Origin of the sequence: Streptomyces varsoviensis (assembly GCF_000718635.1) — a bacterium.
Taxonomy (GTDB): domain Bacteria; phylum Actinomycetota; class Actinomycetes; order Streptomycetales; family Streptomycetaceae; genus Streptomyces; species Streptomyces varsoviensis.
Map to the genome: position 1 here is coordinate 36,138 of NZ_JOBF01000026.1, position 15,384 is coordinate 51,521.

A 15,384-nucleotide genomic window follows, 5' to 3' on the forward strand; every position below is an offset into this window, starting at 1 on the left:
GGTCAGCGGTGCGTACGGTACGGCTCCAGCAGCGCGTCCCAGCCGCGCCGCAGGTCCTGGTACTCGCCCTCGCACAGCTCCGCGCGCTCCTTGGTGAGCGTCTCGCCGTCGACGAGCTTCTTGTGGCGGGCCGGGGCGGAGCCGTAGACGTAGCAGCGGTAGTTGGCGGCGCGTACGGCGTCCGGGGAGTGCTCGTCGGAGAAGTCGATGTCCTCGGGGGAGGTGTCGCGGGCGTAGAGGGAGTAGCTCTCGGCGGCGTCCAGGACCGCCGCGACGCCGGCCGGGCCCCGCGGGATGAGGCTGTACGCGGCGAACTGGTCGGCGACGTCCTCCTCGCGGCCCGTGACCGGCAGCCGGAGCTTGTCCTTCAGGGCGTGTGCGATCTCGTGGTAAAGGGTCTCCGTGAGCACTCCGTCGGTCTTGGCGTCGACGGCGCGGCGGCCGTTCGCGTCGTCGGCGCCGCCGCTGTGCGCCTCCGCGAACATGCCGTGGAGCTCGGTGACGGTGCCGTAGCAGATGACGATGTGGCCGGTCTCGGCGTCGTACACGTCCTGTTCGGAGTCGCCGCAGGACTTGGCCACGATCTTGATGTCCGAGGGCAGCCGCACGCGTTCGCCGGCGGCCCGCGCGACGCGCTCCGCGATGCGGCGCTCCATGAGGAAGGCCCGCCCCTTGGCGCCGTCGCCCTTCGCGGGCTCGTACGAGACGGACAGGCCGCCGCTTGTGGGGGACGCGGCGGCCTGCGACTCGTCGCCGACGCATGCCGCGGTGGCCCCGGCGCAGACGCCCACGACCGCCAGGGCCGCCATGGCGCGCCCGAGAGCGCGACGGCGCCGCCGGCCGGCCGGCCCGGAGCGGCCTCCGGCATGGTGCAGCATGGACAGCACTCTGCCGGAGGGTTCCCTGGTACGGAATCCGCCGCGGGTCTTGGATCACCCCCGCCGATGGGCGGGGGTGCGCCGGGCCGCTGCGCGGGGCGTGTCGAGGCCGGTGCCGGGCCGCTGCGCGGGGCGCGCCGGGGCCGGTGCCGCCGCGTGGGCGGGTGCGGCGGGCTTGACGGCAGGCCGATACATACGACATATACGACACGTACGACAGAAGGAACGGGCCACCGAGAGCGACGCGGGGCACGCCACGGGGCGGGGCAGAGAAGAGGTAACGGGCGGTGATCCGGGTAGCGGTGGTGGACGACGAACAGCTCGTCCGGTCCGGGCTGCGGATGATCCTGGGCACGGCCCCGGACATCGAGGTGGTCGCGGAGTGCGGCGGCGGCGCGGCCGTGGACACCGTGCTGGGCCACGCGCCCGACGTCGTCCTCCTCGACATACGGATGCCGGACGTGGACGGCCTCACCGTGCTGCGCCGGCTCCGCGCGGCACAGCGGCCGCCGGTCGTGGCGATGCTCACCACCTTCGACGCCGACGAATACCTCGCGGCGGCGCTGCGCGCCGGAGCCGCCGGCTTCCTCCTCAAGGACACCGACCCGGAACAGCTCGTACGGTCCGTACGGACCCTCGCCGCGGGCGGCAGCGTCCTGGACCCCGGCGTCACCCCCGCCGTCATCGGCGGCTACCTGGCGGCGGGCGCGGAGACCCGCGCCGCCGATGCCGTCCGCCGGCTCACCCCGCGCGAGCGCGAAGTCCTCGCCCACGTCGGCGCGGGCCTGCCCAACGCCCGCATCGCCGACCGCATGAGCCTCGCCCCCAGCACCGTCAAGGACCACGTACGCGCCGTCCTCGGCAAACTCGGTGGCCTCAACCGCGTCCAGGCCGCCATCCTCGCCGACCGCGCCGGCCTCGTCCCCGCCGAACCCCCGCCCCACGGCCGCGGAACGACCACGCCGCCGGCGTGACCACCCACACCACACAAGCCGCCACCACGGCCGCACGCACAGGGCGGGGACGAGAGTGATACGTACGGACACCACCCCGGCTGTACGGGCGATCCCCGGGGCCCGGCCCGGTCGGGAGGGCCCGGGGGCGCCGGCGATACGGCGGTCGGCGCGAGCGCACGCGGGGGCGCGAGCGGTGCGGGAGGGCGCCGCGCGGGCCGCCGCAGCGGTACGTGCCGCACTCGCCGAGGCCCTGGTCGCGCGGGCGGTCCCGGGAAGTCCCGCGGTGCGGGCCGCGCGAGCGCACGCGGGGGCGCGAGCCGTCGCTGTCCCTGCCGGGTCGGCGGACGCCGGGGCCCCGAGACCGCGAGCGACCGCCGCGGTCCGGGCAGTACGGACGGACGCGACGGCACGCGCCATACTCCCGGCGGGGCGACGGGCCGCCGGGGCAGCGAGGCCGGCGGCGCGAGCCGTACGGGCGGGGGCGGCGCCCGAAGTCTTCAGCTCGTCCATCCCGAGGCGACGCGCGTGGTGAAGGAGAGCCGCCGCGGGCGGGGCGGGCGGTGGGCGGGCCGCATGGCCGTCGTGGTGCCGGGGCTGCTCGGGGGCGCCGATGCCGTGCTCGTCAACGGGGTGGCCCCCGGCCTGGAGCTCGCGGTGTCGCTCGTGGCGGCGGTGGTGCTGCTGTGGCGGCGGCGGTTTCCGGTGGCGGTGTTCGCGGCGACGCTGCCGGGGATCTACATCGGGTACATCTGGTTCGCGCCGATGATCGCCCTCTACACCGTGGCCGCCCGCCGTACCGACCGGCGGCTGCTGGCCGCCGCCGGGGCGCTGCTGGCGCTCGCGCACTTCGTGCCGTACCCGCTCTCCGAACCGGCCTGGGACGGGCCCCGCGAGGCGGCCCTCTCGGCGGTGGACGCGTGCGTCACCGCCGCCGCGCCCGTCGCCCTCGGCCTCCTCACCCGCACCCGCCGCGAGCTCGCCGCCCGACTCGCCGAGCTGACCCGCAGCCGCGCCCGCGAGGACCGGCTGCTGGCGGACCGGGCGGTGGCCACCGAGCGCGCCCGCCTCGCCCGCGAGATGCACGATGTCGTCGCCCACCAGGTGAGCCTCATCAGCCTCCAGGCCGGCGCCGTGCAGATCAGCACGGCGGACCCGGCGGCGCGGGACGGCGCCCGTACGATCCGCGAGCTGTGCGTACGGACCCTGGACGAGCTGCGCCACCTGGTCGGCATCCTGCGCGCGGCCGGCGGCGACGCCGAGGAACCGGCCCCCCGGCCGCGCCTCGCCGACCTGCCGCGGCTGATCGGGGTCAGCGGGCTCGACGTGGCGTACGAGGAGGCGACGAACGCCGTGGTGCGGCCCGGCCGCTACCCCGAGGCGGTGGAACGGGCGGCCTTCCGCACGGTGCAGGAGGCGCTGACGAACGTGCGCAAGCACGCTCCGGGCGCTCGCGTACGCGTCCGGGTCGCCGAGCCGGACGGGGCGCGGCTGCTGGTCGAGGTCCGCAACGGCCCCCCGGACACGGCGGCCCCCGCCCCGTGGCTGCCGGGCGGCGGCCACGGCCTGATGGGGCTGCGCGAACGCGCCCAGAGCCTCGGCGGAACCTTCGAGGCGCGTACGACGGACGAGGGCGGCTTCGTCGTACGGGCGGAGTTCCCGGGCTCCGCGGGCGCCGCTTCGACGGGGGCGCCGGGAGCGGCGGGGGCCGCGGAGCGCCCGGGAGCGGCGGGGGCGGCGGAGCGCCCGGGCCCGTAGCGCGCGAGCCGGGCCCCGGTCCGTAACGCGCGAATCGGCGCCCGGTCCGTAGCGCGCGAATCGGCGCCCGCCGCAGGCGAACGGCCCGCCGCGGGCGGACGGCTCGGCTACGCCGAGAGCGGGTTCGCGGCCTCGTCCGTGGCGCTGGCCAGGTCGGGGTAGACCTCGAAGAGGCGGCGGACGCCCAGCGCGGAGAGCACGCGGTTGACGTGGGAGCCGTCGACGGCTCCCTGGGCGGGCAGGATGAGGCGCAGCCGCCCCTGGCAGGAGCGCATCAGGCGGCGGGCGGCGATGAGCACGCCGACGCCGCTGGAGTCGCAGAAGCGGACCTCTCCGAGGTCGAGCACCAGGCTGCGGCGGCCCTCGGCGACCGCGTCGTGGACGTGCTGGCGCACGGCCGGCGACGTCACCAGGTCCATCTCGCCGGAGACTTGCAGCACGGCCCAGTGGCCCTGTTCGCCCTCCATCACTTTCAACGTCACGCGCTCGAAGCCCCTTCGCTCGGTCGCCCTGTCGCTCGCTGTCCGGCGGCTGTCCGGAACGGGCCCTTCCACGACTGCGGCTGCCCGGCCGCTTCCTTATGAAACACCGCGCGGAGTAAAGGGCTCGTGACGAGCCTATGCCCACCTTGGGGGCAGAAACCCCAAAGATCCGGTCACACCCGCATAACTCATCGGCCTATTCAGGCAGGAACGATCCCGGTCGATCAGCGACAACCCACCCAAAGTGACCGGACTTATACCATCCGCAGCCGCCCAGGCGCGTACTTTGCCGCAAATCGACGCGCGTCATCGCCGGCTCGCACTACATTCGAAGAGTATGTGAGCGTGCGCACAAACTGCCCGCGAGCTGCCGGGACGGCGGAACGGCTGCCGCGAGACCGCCCCGTACCCATGGGTAGCGCGGCGCGGGACGGGTAGCCAGAGGTGAACGGATGGGGGCCGCATGACGAATGACGCACCACCCCGCTGGGACCGCATGATGCAGCAGCGGCTCGCGCGGGGCGAGGCGGCCGCGCTCGGGGAGCTCTACGACCGCTTCGCCTCGCTCGTGCACAGCCTCGCCCACCGAGTGCTCGACGACGACGCGGCCGCCGACCGCATCACCCGCGAGGTCTTCGGCTACGTCTGGGAGAATCCGGACGCGTACGACCCGAAGCAGGGCTCCCTGCGCTCCTGGATCGCCAAGATCACCCACCGGCACTCCGTGCGGCGGCTGCGCCAGGACGAGACGCGCGGCGAGGGCACCCCCGAGGAGATCGAGGAGAAGGTCCGCGAGGCGTCCGCCGCCGCCCGCGCCGACTACATCGTCACCTCCATGCCCGCCCCGCTGCGCGCCGCCCTCGAACTCGCCTACTTCCGCCGCCTCGACTACCGCCAGGCCGCCGCCGACCTCGGCGTCACGGAGGACGAGGCCCGCCGCCGGCTCCGCCTGGGCCTGCAACTGCTCTCCACCGCCCACCACTCCTCCCGCTCCACCCCGCCGCCCGGCTACGGGAGGGCGCTGTGAACGAGCGGTGCGGACCCGGCCCGTGGGAGCCCGACGACGGCCCCTGGGACCACGACCAGGGCGGTACGGGGCCGGGGGCGCGCGACAGCCGGAGCGACGGCCGGGACGGCGGCACGCCCGGCGACGGCACGCGCGCCTCCCCCGGCCCCGCCCAGCCGCCGCGCATACCGACGCCGCGCGCCGCCCCCGAGGACGGCGACCGCTGGCCGTACCCCACGCAGCCCTCCGCCCCGGCCCCGGACACCATGCGGCCCCAGCAGGCACAGGAACCACACGCACAGAAACCGCCGCCCCAGGAACCGCCGTCGGCGGACCCGCGCGCCGAGGCCCCCGCCCCCTCCGGCCCCCGGTCGCACAAGGTGCTCACGTCGCTGCTCGGGGCGTGGGCCCTGAGCGCCTGCTCCGCCGAGGAGACCCTGGAGGTCGAGGCGCACCTCACCGAGTGCGCGGCCTGCGCGGAGGAGGCCGTGCGGCTGCGCGACGCGGTGGGCCTGCTGCACCCCGAGGAGAATCTCGACCTCGATCCGATGCTCCGCTCCCGCGTGCTCGAAGGGTGCCTCGGCCGCCGCCCGGCCCGTATTCCGGTGCCCGACTGGGCCGCCCCGTACGACGCCGAGGCGGCCCGGCTCGACGCGCTGCTGCGGGACATGGGCGAGGCGGAGTGGCGGGCGCCGGTGAGCCTGCGGTGGTTCGAGGGGCGCGGGGCGGCGCGCCGCGACACCACGGTCGCCGGGGTCATCGGCCACTTGATGACCGTCGACGGGCTCGTCGCCGCCTCGCTGGGCCTCGCCGACCCGCTGCCGGGCGGCGAGGAGGGCTCCCCCACGGCCCGTACGGAGGCGTACTGGGCGGCGGAGCCGGCGGTCGCCGCCGGGGAGCCGGGGCCGGCGGCGGAGCTGCGCACGGCCTGGCGCGACCAGGGGCACTCGCTGTTACGGACGGTGTCGTTCGCCGGGCGCGGTGCCGCCGGGCTCGACGTGTCGTACGGGCGGTTCACGCTGCCGCTGCGCGACTCGTTCCTCGACCGCGCCTTCGAGTGCTGGGTGCACGCCGGGGACATCGCCGACGCCGTCGACTATCCGTACGACCCGCCGTCCTCCGCCCACCTCAACCGCATGATCGACCTCGCGGCCCGGCTGCTGCCCGGCGCGCTGGCCCAGCGCCGCCGTGCGGGCCTGGCGTCCCCCGCCCGCGGCCCGGTCCTGGTGGGCGCGCCCGGCCGTACGCTCCATCTGGAGATCGAGGGCAGCGGCGGCGGCGACTGGTACATCGCGCTGGACTCCCCCGCCGCCCTCGGCACGCCCGCCGAGTCGGTGGCCCACGTCGCCCTGGACGGCGTCGAGTTCTGCCGGCTGGCGGCGGGCCACATCGCGCCGGAGGAGGCCGCGGCGGGCCAGGACGGCGACCGCGAGGCGATCCGGGACGTGCTCTTCGCCGCGGCGTCGCTCTCCCGTCTCTAGGGCGCCCCCGGAGCTACGCGAAGACGACCGTGCGCCGGCCGTTGAGCAGCACGCGGTGCTCGCTGTGCCACTTCACGGCGCGCGCCAGCGCCTGGCACTCCACGTCGCGGCCGATCGCCACGAGCTGGTCCGGGGTCACGTCGTGGCCGACGCGCTCCACCTCCTGCTCGATGATCGGGCCCTCGTCCAGGTCGGCCGTCACGTAGTGGGCGGTCGCGCCGATGAGCTTCACGCCGCGGGCGTGCGCCTGGTGGTAGGGCTTGGCGCCCTTGAAGCTCGGCAGGAAGGAGTGGTGGATGTTGATGATGCGGCCCGACAGCGCCTTGCAGAGGTCGTCGGAGAGCACCTGCATATAGCGGGCGAGCACCACGAGCTCGACGTTCTCGGCGCGGACCAGCTCCAGCAGCTCGGCCTCGGCGGCGGCCTTGGTGTCCTTGGTCACCGGGATGTGGTGGAAGGGGATGCCGTACGAGCGGGTCAGCTCCGCGAACTCCGTGTGGTTGGAGACGACGGCCGCGATCTCGACGGGCAGCGCGCCGATCCGGGAGCGGAAGAGCAGGTCGTTGAGGCAGTGGCCGAACTTGGAGACCATCAGGACGACGCGCATCCGCGCGTCGGCCCGGTGGAGCTGCCAGTCCATCTGGAAGGAGTCGCCGACGGCCGCGAAGCTGGCGCGCAGCTTCTCCAGCGTCACGGGCTGCTCGGCGCTGAAGTGCACCCGCATGAAGAAGAGCCCGGTGTCGTGGTCGCCGAACTGCTGGCTGTCCTCGATGTTGCAGCCGGTCATGAACAGATAGCTGGAGACGGCGTGCACGATGCCCTGCTTGTCGGGGCAGGACAGCGTCAGGACGTACTGCTCGGGGGCGACGGGCTGCGAATCACTCATAGCCCAATAGCGTCGCATACCCGGCGGGGCCGCCGGGCCGCTCGCAGCACGGCGGCGGCACCGAGCGTCGAGGATCACACCAGCGCCGTCCGACGCCCGGACCACGCCGGCCCTGCCGCGTCCCCGAGCCGCGCCGAACGTCACACCACGCGCGTCACGATCGCCAGGACGTCCAGCGAGCGCGGCGGCGCGTCCGGGTCGTCCCCGTCGTTGACCGCGAGCCGCACGTGCGCCTCCCGCGCCGCCTGTACGGCCTCCGGCCACGCCTCGTGCTCCAGGTAGGCGGAGACGGGGGCGTCGGCGCCGATCTGGTGCATGATCCGCAGGACGCGCAGCACGGCGGCGTCGACGAGGGCGGCCTCGGTCGGGTCGCGGAAGATCGTTCCGACGTATTTCTCGGCGGACCAGTTGTCCAGCCAGGTGTCCTCGACCAGCCGGTACACGGCGTCGGTCACGTCTCCGTAGCCCTCCAGGGCGGGGAGCCAGCACTCCCGCTGGAAGACCGGGTCGGCGAGCATGTGCAGCGCCGAGCGCACGTTCGCGCGCCAGCGCCACCACGGCATGTCATTGAGCGGCATGCCGCCCATGGTGGTCGAGCGACGGCCGCGACGGGAAGACTTCTCCGAACCTTGCACGGTAATCGATCGTACGTTCTCCGCCCCGGGCGTCAGAGCTGGGTGTACTGGTGCGGCGTCAGGCCGTACTTCGTCGCGATCGCGTTCCACAACGTGGCGGCCTGCTGCTTCGCCCCCGTGGCGTCCCCGCTCGCCTTGTTGGCGCGGCCCAGCTCGGGGGTGGTGCGCGCCTTGCCCTTGGGGCAGCCGTGCTTGTCGCCCACCTTGCCCGCCCAGGCCGCGTAGTGGTTGTCGGCCGCCGCCGAGGACTGCCACGCCTTCTTCAACTGGGCCTTGAGGGCCGCCTGTCCGGGCAGCTTGTCGAGCGGCATCCGGTCCAGCCGCTCGACGAGGGCGTTGCGCTGGCCCGCCGCGCCGTGCAGGTCGGCGGCGGCCTTGTCGAGGTTCTTGCAGGACTTGATGGACTCCACCGAGTTGATCACGGCGTCGCGGCTGCTGTTGCTGTCCTTGAGCAGCGCGTCCAGCGCCTTGGCCTGGGGCAGCGCCGGGTCGTCGGACTTGTCGCCGTCCCCGGCCTTGCCGTCGGCGCCCGGGGCCGGGTTCTGCCCCGCCTGGTCGCTGCTCTTCTTGCCGCTGTCCTTGCCGTCGTCGCCGCCGCTGAGCAGCGCGCCCGCGCCGAGGCCCGCGACGGCGCAGCACGCGACGACGATGCCGATCGCGGCGAGCGGGGTGATCCGGCGGCGGCGCCCGCCGCCCTCGGGCCGCCCCTGCGGCTCGTACGCGGCCTGGCCGGTCTGGCCGAACCGGCCGGGTCCGCCCGGTCCCGGAGCGCCGGGCCCTTGGCCGTACGGGCCGGGGCCGCCGCCGGGCCCCGGGGCGCCGGGCCCCTGGCCGTACGGAGCCTGTCCGTACGGGGCCGGGGCCGGGGCCGCCGGCGGGGGCGGGGCGCCGTCGGAGCGGAAGAGGCCGTCGAACTCGGCGGGCGGCTGGCGCTCGCCCGCCCCGCCGGGCCGCGCGGGCTCCCCGCCGCCGACGGGCGGGATCAACTCCGTGGCCGCGGAGCCGAATCCGTCGCCCGGCCGCGGGGCGCCGCCCTGCGGGGGCAGGAGTCGCGTGGAGTCCGCGGCGGGGTCCGGGGCGCCGTGGCCGAAGGCCGGGGGCAGCGGTCCGCCGCCGTGCGCGGGCCGTTCGGGCGGCAGGGAGCCGCCGCCGACGGGCGGGATGAGCTGCGTGGGGTCGGACGCCCCCGCCGAGAGCGGCGGCATCGCGCCGGGCGCGGCGCCCGCGACGGGCGGGATGAGCTGCGTCGCCTCGGACTCCCCGGCCGGCTGCGGGGGCAGCATCTGGGTCGCGTCGGCCGGTCCGGACGCCGGGTAGCCGGCGTGCTGCGGCGGCTGGTGCCCGTATCCGCCGGGCGCGGCCTCGCCGGCCTGCGGCGGCAGCGGTTCGGAGGGCGCGGCGCGCCTGCGCCGCCCGCCGCCGCCCTGGGGCGGCTGCCCCTGCGGCGGGTAGCCGGGCTGGGGCGGCGAGTCGTAGCCGGTGGGGGCGAGTTCGCCGGCCTGCGGGGGGAGCGGTGCGCTGTGCGCGGGCGGCTGCGCGGGGTACGCCCCGTGGGGCTCGTACGGGGGCGGCATGCCGCCGGGCCCCTCGCCGTGGCCGGGCGCGGGGTAGCCGCCGGGCTGTCCGACGCCGTACGCGTCGGGGGCCGGAGCGCCGTACGGGCCGGGGTCGGGCGCGCTGTGGGCGCCGCCCGCGCGGTGCGCGCCCTGGCCGGGCTCGGGCGGCCCGCCCGGGTATCCGGCCCGGCCGGGCGCGGCTTGGGCGTCCGGGCCCCAGGGGTCGCCCCAGGGCCGTCCGGTGGGCGGTGCGGACCGCAGTTCGGCGGGGTCGAAGGGTTCGCCGTCGGCGGGCAGCACGATGCCCTCGTACGCGGGCCGCGTGGGCTGAGCCTCCGGTCGCCGCGGCTCGTTTCCCTGTCCGCTCTGCGTCACCGGGGCTCCTCAACCTGTGCGGGACTTACGGAATCATCGGCTCACGCTACCGGGTGACGATAACGCTCGACCATTGACCTCGTAACGGTCTCGTCCCCGTCGACCGCCTGCCCGAGCGGCCGCGGAGACCCGCGCCGTACGGCCCCGAACAGCCCCGTACGGCCCGCGCCGACCGGCCCCGGACGGGCCTACGCCGCCTGCACCTCCAGCCGGGCGCCGAACTCCCGTACAACGGATTCATCACGGTACGGCTCCAGCCGCTGCTGGAAATCGTCCAGGTACTCCGCGCCGCGGTTGGACCGCAGATTGCCGAGGAGTTCCACCGCGCGGGTGCCCGCGTGGCACGCCTCTTCGATCTCGCGCTGCTGCACATGCGCGGTGGCCAGCAGCAGCAGCCCTATGGCACGGCGGCGCACCCGCCCCTCCGGATGCCCGGCCAGGGCCTCCTCCGCGCGCCGCTTGGCCGGCTCGGACTGGCCGAGGTCGCGGTGGCAGTGGGCGAGTTCGTCCGCCAGGTACGCCTGGTCGAAGTGGCGGATCCAGACCGGGTCGTCGCCCGACTCGCCCTGGTTCTCCGCCCGTTCCAGCGCGGTCAGCGCCCGGCCCGCGACGGCCTGGCAGGCGCGGGAGTCGCCGAGCAGCGCGTGCCCGCGCGCCTCGGCCGCCAGGAACATCGCCTCCGCGCGGGGCGTCGCATGGCCCCGTGTGCCCTCCTGGGCCGCGCGCGCGAGCTGGGCGATCTCCCGCGGGTTGCCGAGCGAGGCGGCCAAGTGGCTCATGCTGGCGGCCAGTACGTAGCCGCCGTAGCCGCGGTCGTCCGCGGCCTGGGACAGGCGCAGCGCCTGGATGTAGTAGCGCTGGGCGAGGCCGGGCTGCCCGGTGTCGACCGCCATGTACCCGGCCAGCTCCGTCAACCGGGCGACGGCGGAGAAGAGTTCGCGCCCCACCGATTCCCGGTACGAGCCGCCGAGCAGCCCGGAGACGACGCTGTTGAGGTAGTGGACGACCACCGGCCGCACATGCCCGCTGCCGTAGCGGTGGTCCAGCTCCACGAGGGCGTCCGTAGTGGCCCGTACGGCCTGCACGTCGGCCGTTCCGACGCGCGCCCCGACCGACCGGGCGACCTGGCTGTCCGCGCCGGTGATCAGCCAGTCGCGGCTGGGCTCCACAAGCGCGGAGGCGGCGACGGACGAGCCGCTGAGGAAGTCGCGCCGCCCCACGTCGCTGCGCCACAGCTCGCAGACCTGCTCGATGGCGCCGACGACGGTCGGCGAGAACTGGAGGCCGACGCCGGAGGCGAGGTTCTTGCCGTTGGCCATGCCGATCTCGTCGATGGTGACCGTGCGGCCCAGCTTGCGGCCCAGCGCCTCGGCGATGATCGCGGGGGCCCGGCCGCGCGGCTGCTGGCCGCGGAGCCAGCGGGCCACGGAGGTCTTGTCGTACCGCAGATCGAGGCCGTGTTCGGCGCCGCACATGTTGACGCGGCGGGCCAGGCCCGCGTTGGAGCAGCCGGCTTCCTGGATGAGCGCCTGCAGCCGTTCGTTCGGCTGTCGCGCCACGAGTGGCCGTGCGGCCATGGTGTGTACCCCCTGTGACTGCCGTGCGTCCCCGGTGGACGCCGCGCACCTGTGAAGTCCGTATGGCGAGATCACTGCCCCGAAGATGTCCGGAGAATGCGGGACTTGCCCGTAATGACCGCGCTTGGTGATCCGGGGTGAAACCCGCGATCGATGTCGGTATCCGATTGCCGTATCCGATATCCGTATCCGATGCCCGCAGCCGTCGCCCCACGGTCGTGTCCGATGACCGTGGCCGACGGCCGGGCCCGGCGGTCGGGCCCGTGCCGATGGCTGTGCGGTGGTGGATCCGATGGCCGTGCGGACGAACGTCTCGCAGGTGGCTACCCCGCCGCGGCCGCCCGGCCCCGTCTGCGCCCCCGGCCATGCACCCGTGCGCCCCACGTGCCGTAACGATGCACCTCCCCCGCGCCCCGTACGGGCCGTAACCCCTGGTGAGAAGGGGAGTTGTGATGAACGTGGAAAAGACCATCGGAGTAACGGCCCCGCACACCCCGGCGCACCGCGGCGAACAGCCGCTCGACTCCGCGGTGCGGTACACGGAAGAACGGCACTGGGACGTCTTCGCGGGCACCTGGCTGGAGGCGGCCGACGGACGCGAGAACTGCTCCTGCCGCGACCTGGACTGCCCCGCTCCGGGGGCGCACCCGGCCCGCCCCGACTGGGCCGCGCAGACCACCGGCAGCGCGGTCGGCGCCCGCCGGCTGTGGGCCGAGCGGCCCACCGCCTCCGTGCTGCTGCCGACCGGCCGCACCTTCGACGCCCTCGACGTATCGGAGTCCGCCGGGTGCCTGGCGCTGGCCCGGATGGAGCGGATGGACGTCGGGCTGGGCCCGGTCGCCTGCACGCCCGGCCGCCGGATGCTGTTCCTCGTCCTGCCGGGCGGCGCCCCGAAGGTCCCCGACCTGGTACGGCAACTGGGCTGGTCGCCCGCGGCGCTGGACCTCGTGGCGCGCGGCGAGGGCGACTACGTGGCGGCGCCGCCGACCCGCGTCGGCTCGCGCGGCTCGGTGCAGTGGGCCCGCCAGCCCACCGCCGCCAACCGCTGGCTGCCGGACACCGAGGAGCTGATCAGCGCCCTCGCCTACGCCTGCGGGCGCGAGGCCGCCGCGGCGCGCGGCCGCTGAGCCCCGTGTCCCCGGCCGCGTGCGCGCGGTGACGCGCTGTGCTCCTTCCGCCTAGGGTTGGTCCCTAGGGGGCGGGCTCGCCCCTGCGATCAGTCAACGGGGAACGAGGGGACAGCACAGTGGTTCAGGACGCGGCGGCCGGCGGGGGCAGGACCGATACGGCCACGGCCGACGGGGGCAGGACCGGTACGGGCTCGGGGGCGGCGGTCGGCCCGGCCGCCGTACGGATCAGCGGCCTGTGGAAGAAGTTCGGGGAACAGGTCGCCGTCGCGGGCATCGACCTGGAACTGCCCGCCGGGCAGTTCATCGGGCTCGTCGGCCCCAATGGCGCCGGCAAGACCACCACCCTCTCCATGGTCACCGGGCTGCTCCGGCCCGACTCCGGCCAGGTCGAGATCGGCGGCCACGACGTGTGGCGGGACCCGGTGGCGGTCAAGTCCCGGATCGGCGTGCTGCCGGAGGGGCTGCGCCTCTTCGAACGGCTCTCCGGCCGCGAACTCCTCGCCTACACCGGCCGGCTGCGCGGCCTCCCCGGCGACGAGGTCGACGCGCGCGCCACCCAGCTCCTGGACGTACTCGACCTCGCCGGCGCCCAGCACAAGCTCGTCGTCGACTACTCGACCGGCATGCGCAAGAAGATCGGGCTCGCCTGCGCCCTGCTGCACAACCCCGAGGTCCTCTTCCTCGACGAGCCCTTCGAGGGCGTCGACCCGGTCTCCGCGCAGACCATCCGCGGCGTGCTGGAGCGCTACACCGGCTCCGGCGCCACCGTCGTCTTCTCCAGCCACGTCATGGAGCTGGTGGAGTCGCTCTGCTCGTGGGTCGCGGTCATGGCCGCGGGCCGCATCCGCGCCCAGGGCCCCACGGCCGAGGTGCGGGGCGACGCGGACAGCCTGCAGAACGCGTTCCTGGAACTCGTCGGCGCGAACCGGCGGCTGGCCGGCTCGCAGAACCTGGACTGGCTGGGCGGCGGCAACCGATGAGCGCAGCGCCCACCATGCCAACCGCCCCCGCCCGCCCCGCCCCGGCCACCGCCGGCGCCCCGCCCCTGACCCCCGTCTTCGTACGGCTGAAGCTGTCGCTGCTCCGCAACGGGCTGCGCCAGTCCTCCGGCCGCACCGCCGTCTACGTCGTCTCGCTCGTCCTCACGCTGCTCTTCGCGGCCCTGGTCGTCCTGGGCCTCGTCGCGCTGCGCGGCAACGACCACGCGGCGGCCCTCGTCGTCCTGCTCGTGACGCTCGTCGCGCTGGGCTGGGCGGCGATGCCGCTGTTCTTCCCGTCCGGCGACGAGACGCTCGACCCGACCCGGCTGGCCATGCTGCCGCTGCGGCCGCGCCCGCTCATCGTGGCGCTGCTGGTCACCTCGATGATCGGCATCGGCCCCGTCTTCACCCTCGCCGTCGCCGTCGGCTCGGTGATCGCCCTCGCGCACGGCGCCGCCGCCACCGTCGTCGGCGTCCTCGCCGTGCTGCTGACGGGGCTGGTCTGCGTGGCGCTGGCGCGCGCCGTCGCCACCGCCAACGTCCGGCTGCTCACCAGCCGGCGCGGCCGCGACCTGGCCGTCCTGAGCGGCCTGATCATCGCGATCGGCGCGCAGGGCGTGAACCTCGGCGTCCAGAAGCTCACCGGCCCCGACGGGCTCGGCGTCCTGGAACCCGTCGCCACCGTGGTGCGCTGGCTGCCGCCCGCCTCCTCGCTGCAGGCCGTGGACGCCGCGAGCGATGGCTCGTACGGGCGGGCCGCCGCCGGCCTGGCCGTGACCGCGGCGGCGCTCGTGCTGCTGCTGTGGTGGTGGCAGCGCACCCTGACCACCCTGATGACCGCCCCGGACTCGTCGACCCTCCAGGCCATGGAGAAGGACACCAGGCGCCGCTCGGCGGAGCGCGGCCCGCTGCGGCTGCTGCCGGCCGGGCGCACGGGCACGGTCATGCTCCGGTCGCTGCGCTACGCCTGGCGCGACCCCAAGACCAAGATGTCCTGGGCCGCCGCCCTGGGCGTCGGCCTGCTGCTGCCCATCGTCACGGCGGTGCAGGGCGGCGGCAGCGTCTACACCGCGTGCTGGGCGGCGGGGCTCCTCGGCATGCAGATGTACAACCAGTTCGGGCAGGACACCTCCGCCTTCTGGATGGTCGCCTCGACCATCGCCACCCCGCGCGACGCGTACGTCGAGCTGCGGGCCCGGGCGCTGACCATCGCGCTGGTCGCCGTCCCGTACGTCTCCGCGGTCGTCGTCGGCGCGGCGACCGCCCTGCACCAGTGGTCCGAGTTCCTGGAGGCGTACGGCCTCGCCCTCGCCCTCCTCGGCGCCCTCGTCTGCACCGGCGGCCTCTCCTCGGCCCTGGCCCCGTACTCCATCCCCGCCGAGGGCAACAAGAACGTGGCGCCCGGCCAGACCGGCATCGCCTCCCTCAGCATCATGGGCGGCATGCTCGCCGGCGCCCTGCTCACCTCCCCCGTCCTCGGGCTCACCATCTGGCTCCACGTCGCGGACGCGCACGGCCTGCTGTGGCTCGTCCTCCCCGTGGGCGCGGCCTACGGTCTCGCCGCCGCCTACACCGGCCTGCGCCTGGCCGCCCCCCAGGTGGCCAAGCGCCTCCCGGAGATCCTGGCGGCGGTGAGCAAGGGCTGAGGCTGGTAGCCCCACCACACCTCGGGCCCGGGTCTCCGCCG

The 15,384-nt window shown here is 75.3% G+C and carries 13 protein-coding genes; 7 read left to right on the forward strand and 6 right to left on the reverse strand.

The annotated features are described in order from the left end of the window. Positions 1–2 precede the first annotated feature (2 nt). Positions 3–878, reverse strand: coding sequence for a DUF4344 domain-containing metallopeptidase (locus IF55_RS29575; protein WP_157854506.1), 876 nt, complete (start codon positions 876–878; stop codon positions 3–5). A gap of 287 nt (positions 879–1,165) precedes the next feature. Between IF55_RS29575 and IF55_RS29580 the strand changes: the two genes are divergently transcribed. Continuing rightward, positions 1,166–1,852 (forward strand): response regulator, encoded by a 687-nt coding sequence (locus IF55_RS29580; RefSeq protein WP_048832697.1) that lies wholly within the window; start codon positions 1,166–1,168, stop codon positions 1,850–1,852. Positions 1,853–2,407: 555 nt separating this feature from the next. Next, positions 2,408–3,589: a sensor histidine kinase gene (locus IF55_RS29585; protein WP_078645471.1), complete on the forward strand. Its 1,182-nt coding sequence runs from the start codon at positions 2,408–2,410 to the stop codon at positions 3,587–3,589. A gap of 107 nt (positions 3,590–3,696) precedes the next feature. Here IF55_RS29585 and IF55_RS29590 read toward each other — a convergent pair whose 3' ends face one another. Beyond that, complete coding sequence (locus tag IF55_RS29590) at positions 3,697–4,056, reverse strand: STAS domain-containing protein (protein WP_030888234.1); 360 nt, start codon at positions 4,054–4,056, stop codon at positions 3,697–3,699. A gap of 478 nt (positions 4,057–4,534) precedes the next feature. On the opposite strand from IF55_RS29590, the gene IF55_RS29595 reads away from it, so the two are divergent. Both IF55_RS29595 and IF55_RS29600 read left to right on the forward strand, forming a co-directional pair. After that, positions 4,535–5,098 (forward strand): sigma-70 family RNA polymerase sigma factor, encoded by a 564-nt coding sequence (locus tag IF55_RS29595; RefSeq protein ID WP_030888237.1) that lies wholly within the window; start codon positions 4,535–4,537, stop codon positions 5,096–5,098. Beyond that, positions 5,095–6,558 carry a maleylpyruvate isomerase N-terminal domain-containing protein gene (locus IF55_RS29600; protein ID WP_398244826.1) on the forward strand — a complete coding sequence of 488 codons (1,464 nt, stop codon included), beginning with the start codon at positions 5,095–5,097 and terminating at the stop codon, positions 6,556–6,558. The genes IF55_RS29595 and IF55_RS29600 overlap by 4 nt, the downstream gene beginning before the upstream one ends. 13 nt (positions 6,559–6,571) lie before the next feature. Here IF55_RS29600 and purU read toward each other — a convergent pair whose 3' ends face one another. From purU to IF55_RS29620, 4 genes are all read right to left on the reverse strand, one after another. Next, on the reverse strand, positions 6,572–7,444 hold the full coding sequence (gene purU / locus IF55_RS29605) for a formyltetrahydrofolate deformylase (RefSeq protein ID WP_030888242.1): 873 nt from the start codon (positions 7,442–7,444) through the stop codon (positions 6,572–6,574). A gap of 140 nt (positions 7,445–7,584) precedes the next feature. Beyond that, entirely contained in the window at positions 7,585–8,085 is a 501-nt protein-coding gene (locus tag IF55_RS29610) for an SCO4402 family protein (RefSeq protein ID WP_078645475.1), read from the reverse strand. A 26-nt stretch (positions 8,086–8,111) separates the two neighbouring features. Beyond that, positions 8,112–10,010, reverse strand: a complete 1,899-nt coding sequence (locus tag IF55_RS29615) for a hypothetical protein (protein ID WP_037966472.1) — start codon at positions 10,008–10,010, stop codon at positions 8,112–8,114. Positions 10,011–10,198: 188 nt separating this feature from the next. Further along, entirely contained in the window at positions 10,199–11,587 is a 1,389-nt protein-coding gene (locus IF55_RS29620; RefSeq protein WP_030888253.1) for an NsdA family TPR-like regulatory protein, read from the reverse strand. 452 nt (positions 11,588–12,039) lie between these two features. Here IF55_RS29620 and IF55_RS29625 point away from each other — a divergent pair, with 452 nt between their 5' ends. From IF55_RS29625 to IF55_RS29635, 3 genes are all read left to right on the forward strand, one after another. Beyond that, positions 12,040–12,714, forward strand: coding sequence for a bifunctional DNA primase/polymerase (locus IF55_RS29625; protein WP_030888255.1), 675 nt, complete (start codon positions 12,040–12,042; stop codon positions 12,712–12,714). A 119-nt stretch (positions 12,715–12,833) separates the two neighbouring features. Then, positions 12,834–13,697, forward strand: a complete 864-nt coding sequence (locus tag IF55_RS29630) for an ABC transporter ATP-binding protein (protein ID WP_030888258.1) — start codon at positions 12,834–12,836, stop codon at positions 13,695–13,697. 14 nt (positions 13,698–13,711) lie between these two features. After that, complete coding sequence (locus tag IF55_RS29635) at positions 13,712–15,343, forward strand: hypothetical protein (RefSeq protein ID WP_030888260.1); 1,632 nt, start codon at positions 13,712–13,714, stop codon at positions 15,341–15,343. The last annotated feature ends 41 nt before the right edge of the window (positions 15,344–15,384 follow it).

What these genes read in the sequence shown, in the direction of transcription:
- IF55_RS29575 (WP_157854506.1), bottom strand. Translation starts at nt 878, where the DNA reads ATGCTGCACCATGCCGGAGGCCGCTCCGGGCCGGCCGGCCGGCGGCGC.
- IF55_RS29585 (WP_078645471.1), top strand. Translation starts at nt 2,408, where the DNA reads ATGGCCGTCGTGGTGCCGGGGCTGCTCGGGGGCGCCGATGCCGTGCTC.
- IF55_RS29590 (WP_030888234.1), bottom strand. Translation starts at nt 4,056, where the DNA reads ATGGAGGGCGAACAGGGCCACTGGGCCGTGCTGCAAGTCTCCGGCGAG.
- IF55_RS29595 (WP_030888237.1), top strand. Translation starts at nt 4,535, where the DNA reads ATGACGAATGACGCACCACCCCGCTGGGACCGCATGATGCAGCAGCGG.
- purU (WP_030888242.1), bottom strand. Translation starts at nt 7,444, where the DNA reads ATGAGTGATTCGCAGCCCGTCGCCCCCGAGCAGTACGTCCTGACGCTG.
- IF55_RS29620 (WP_030888253.1), bottom strand. Translation starts at nt 11,587, where the DNA reads ATGGCCGCACGGCCACTCGTGGCGCGACAGCCGAACGAACGGCTGCAG.
- IF55_RS29625 (WP_030888255.1), top strand. Translation starts at nt 12,040, where the DNA reads ATGAACGTGGAAAAGACCATCGGAGTAACGGCCCCGCACACCCCGGCG.
- IF55_RS29635 (WP_030888260.1), top strand. Translation starts at nt 13,712, where the DNA reads ATGCCAACCGCCCCCGCCCGCCCCGCCCCGGCCACCGCCGGCGCCCCG.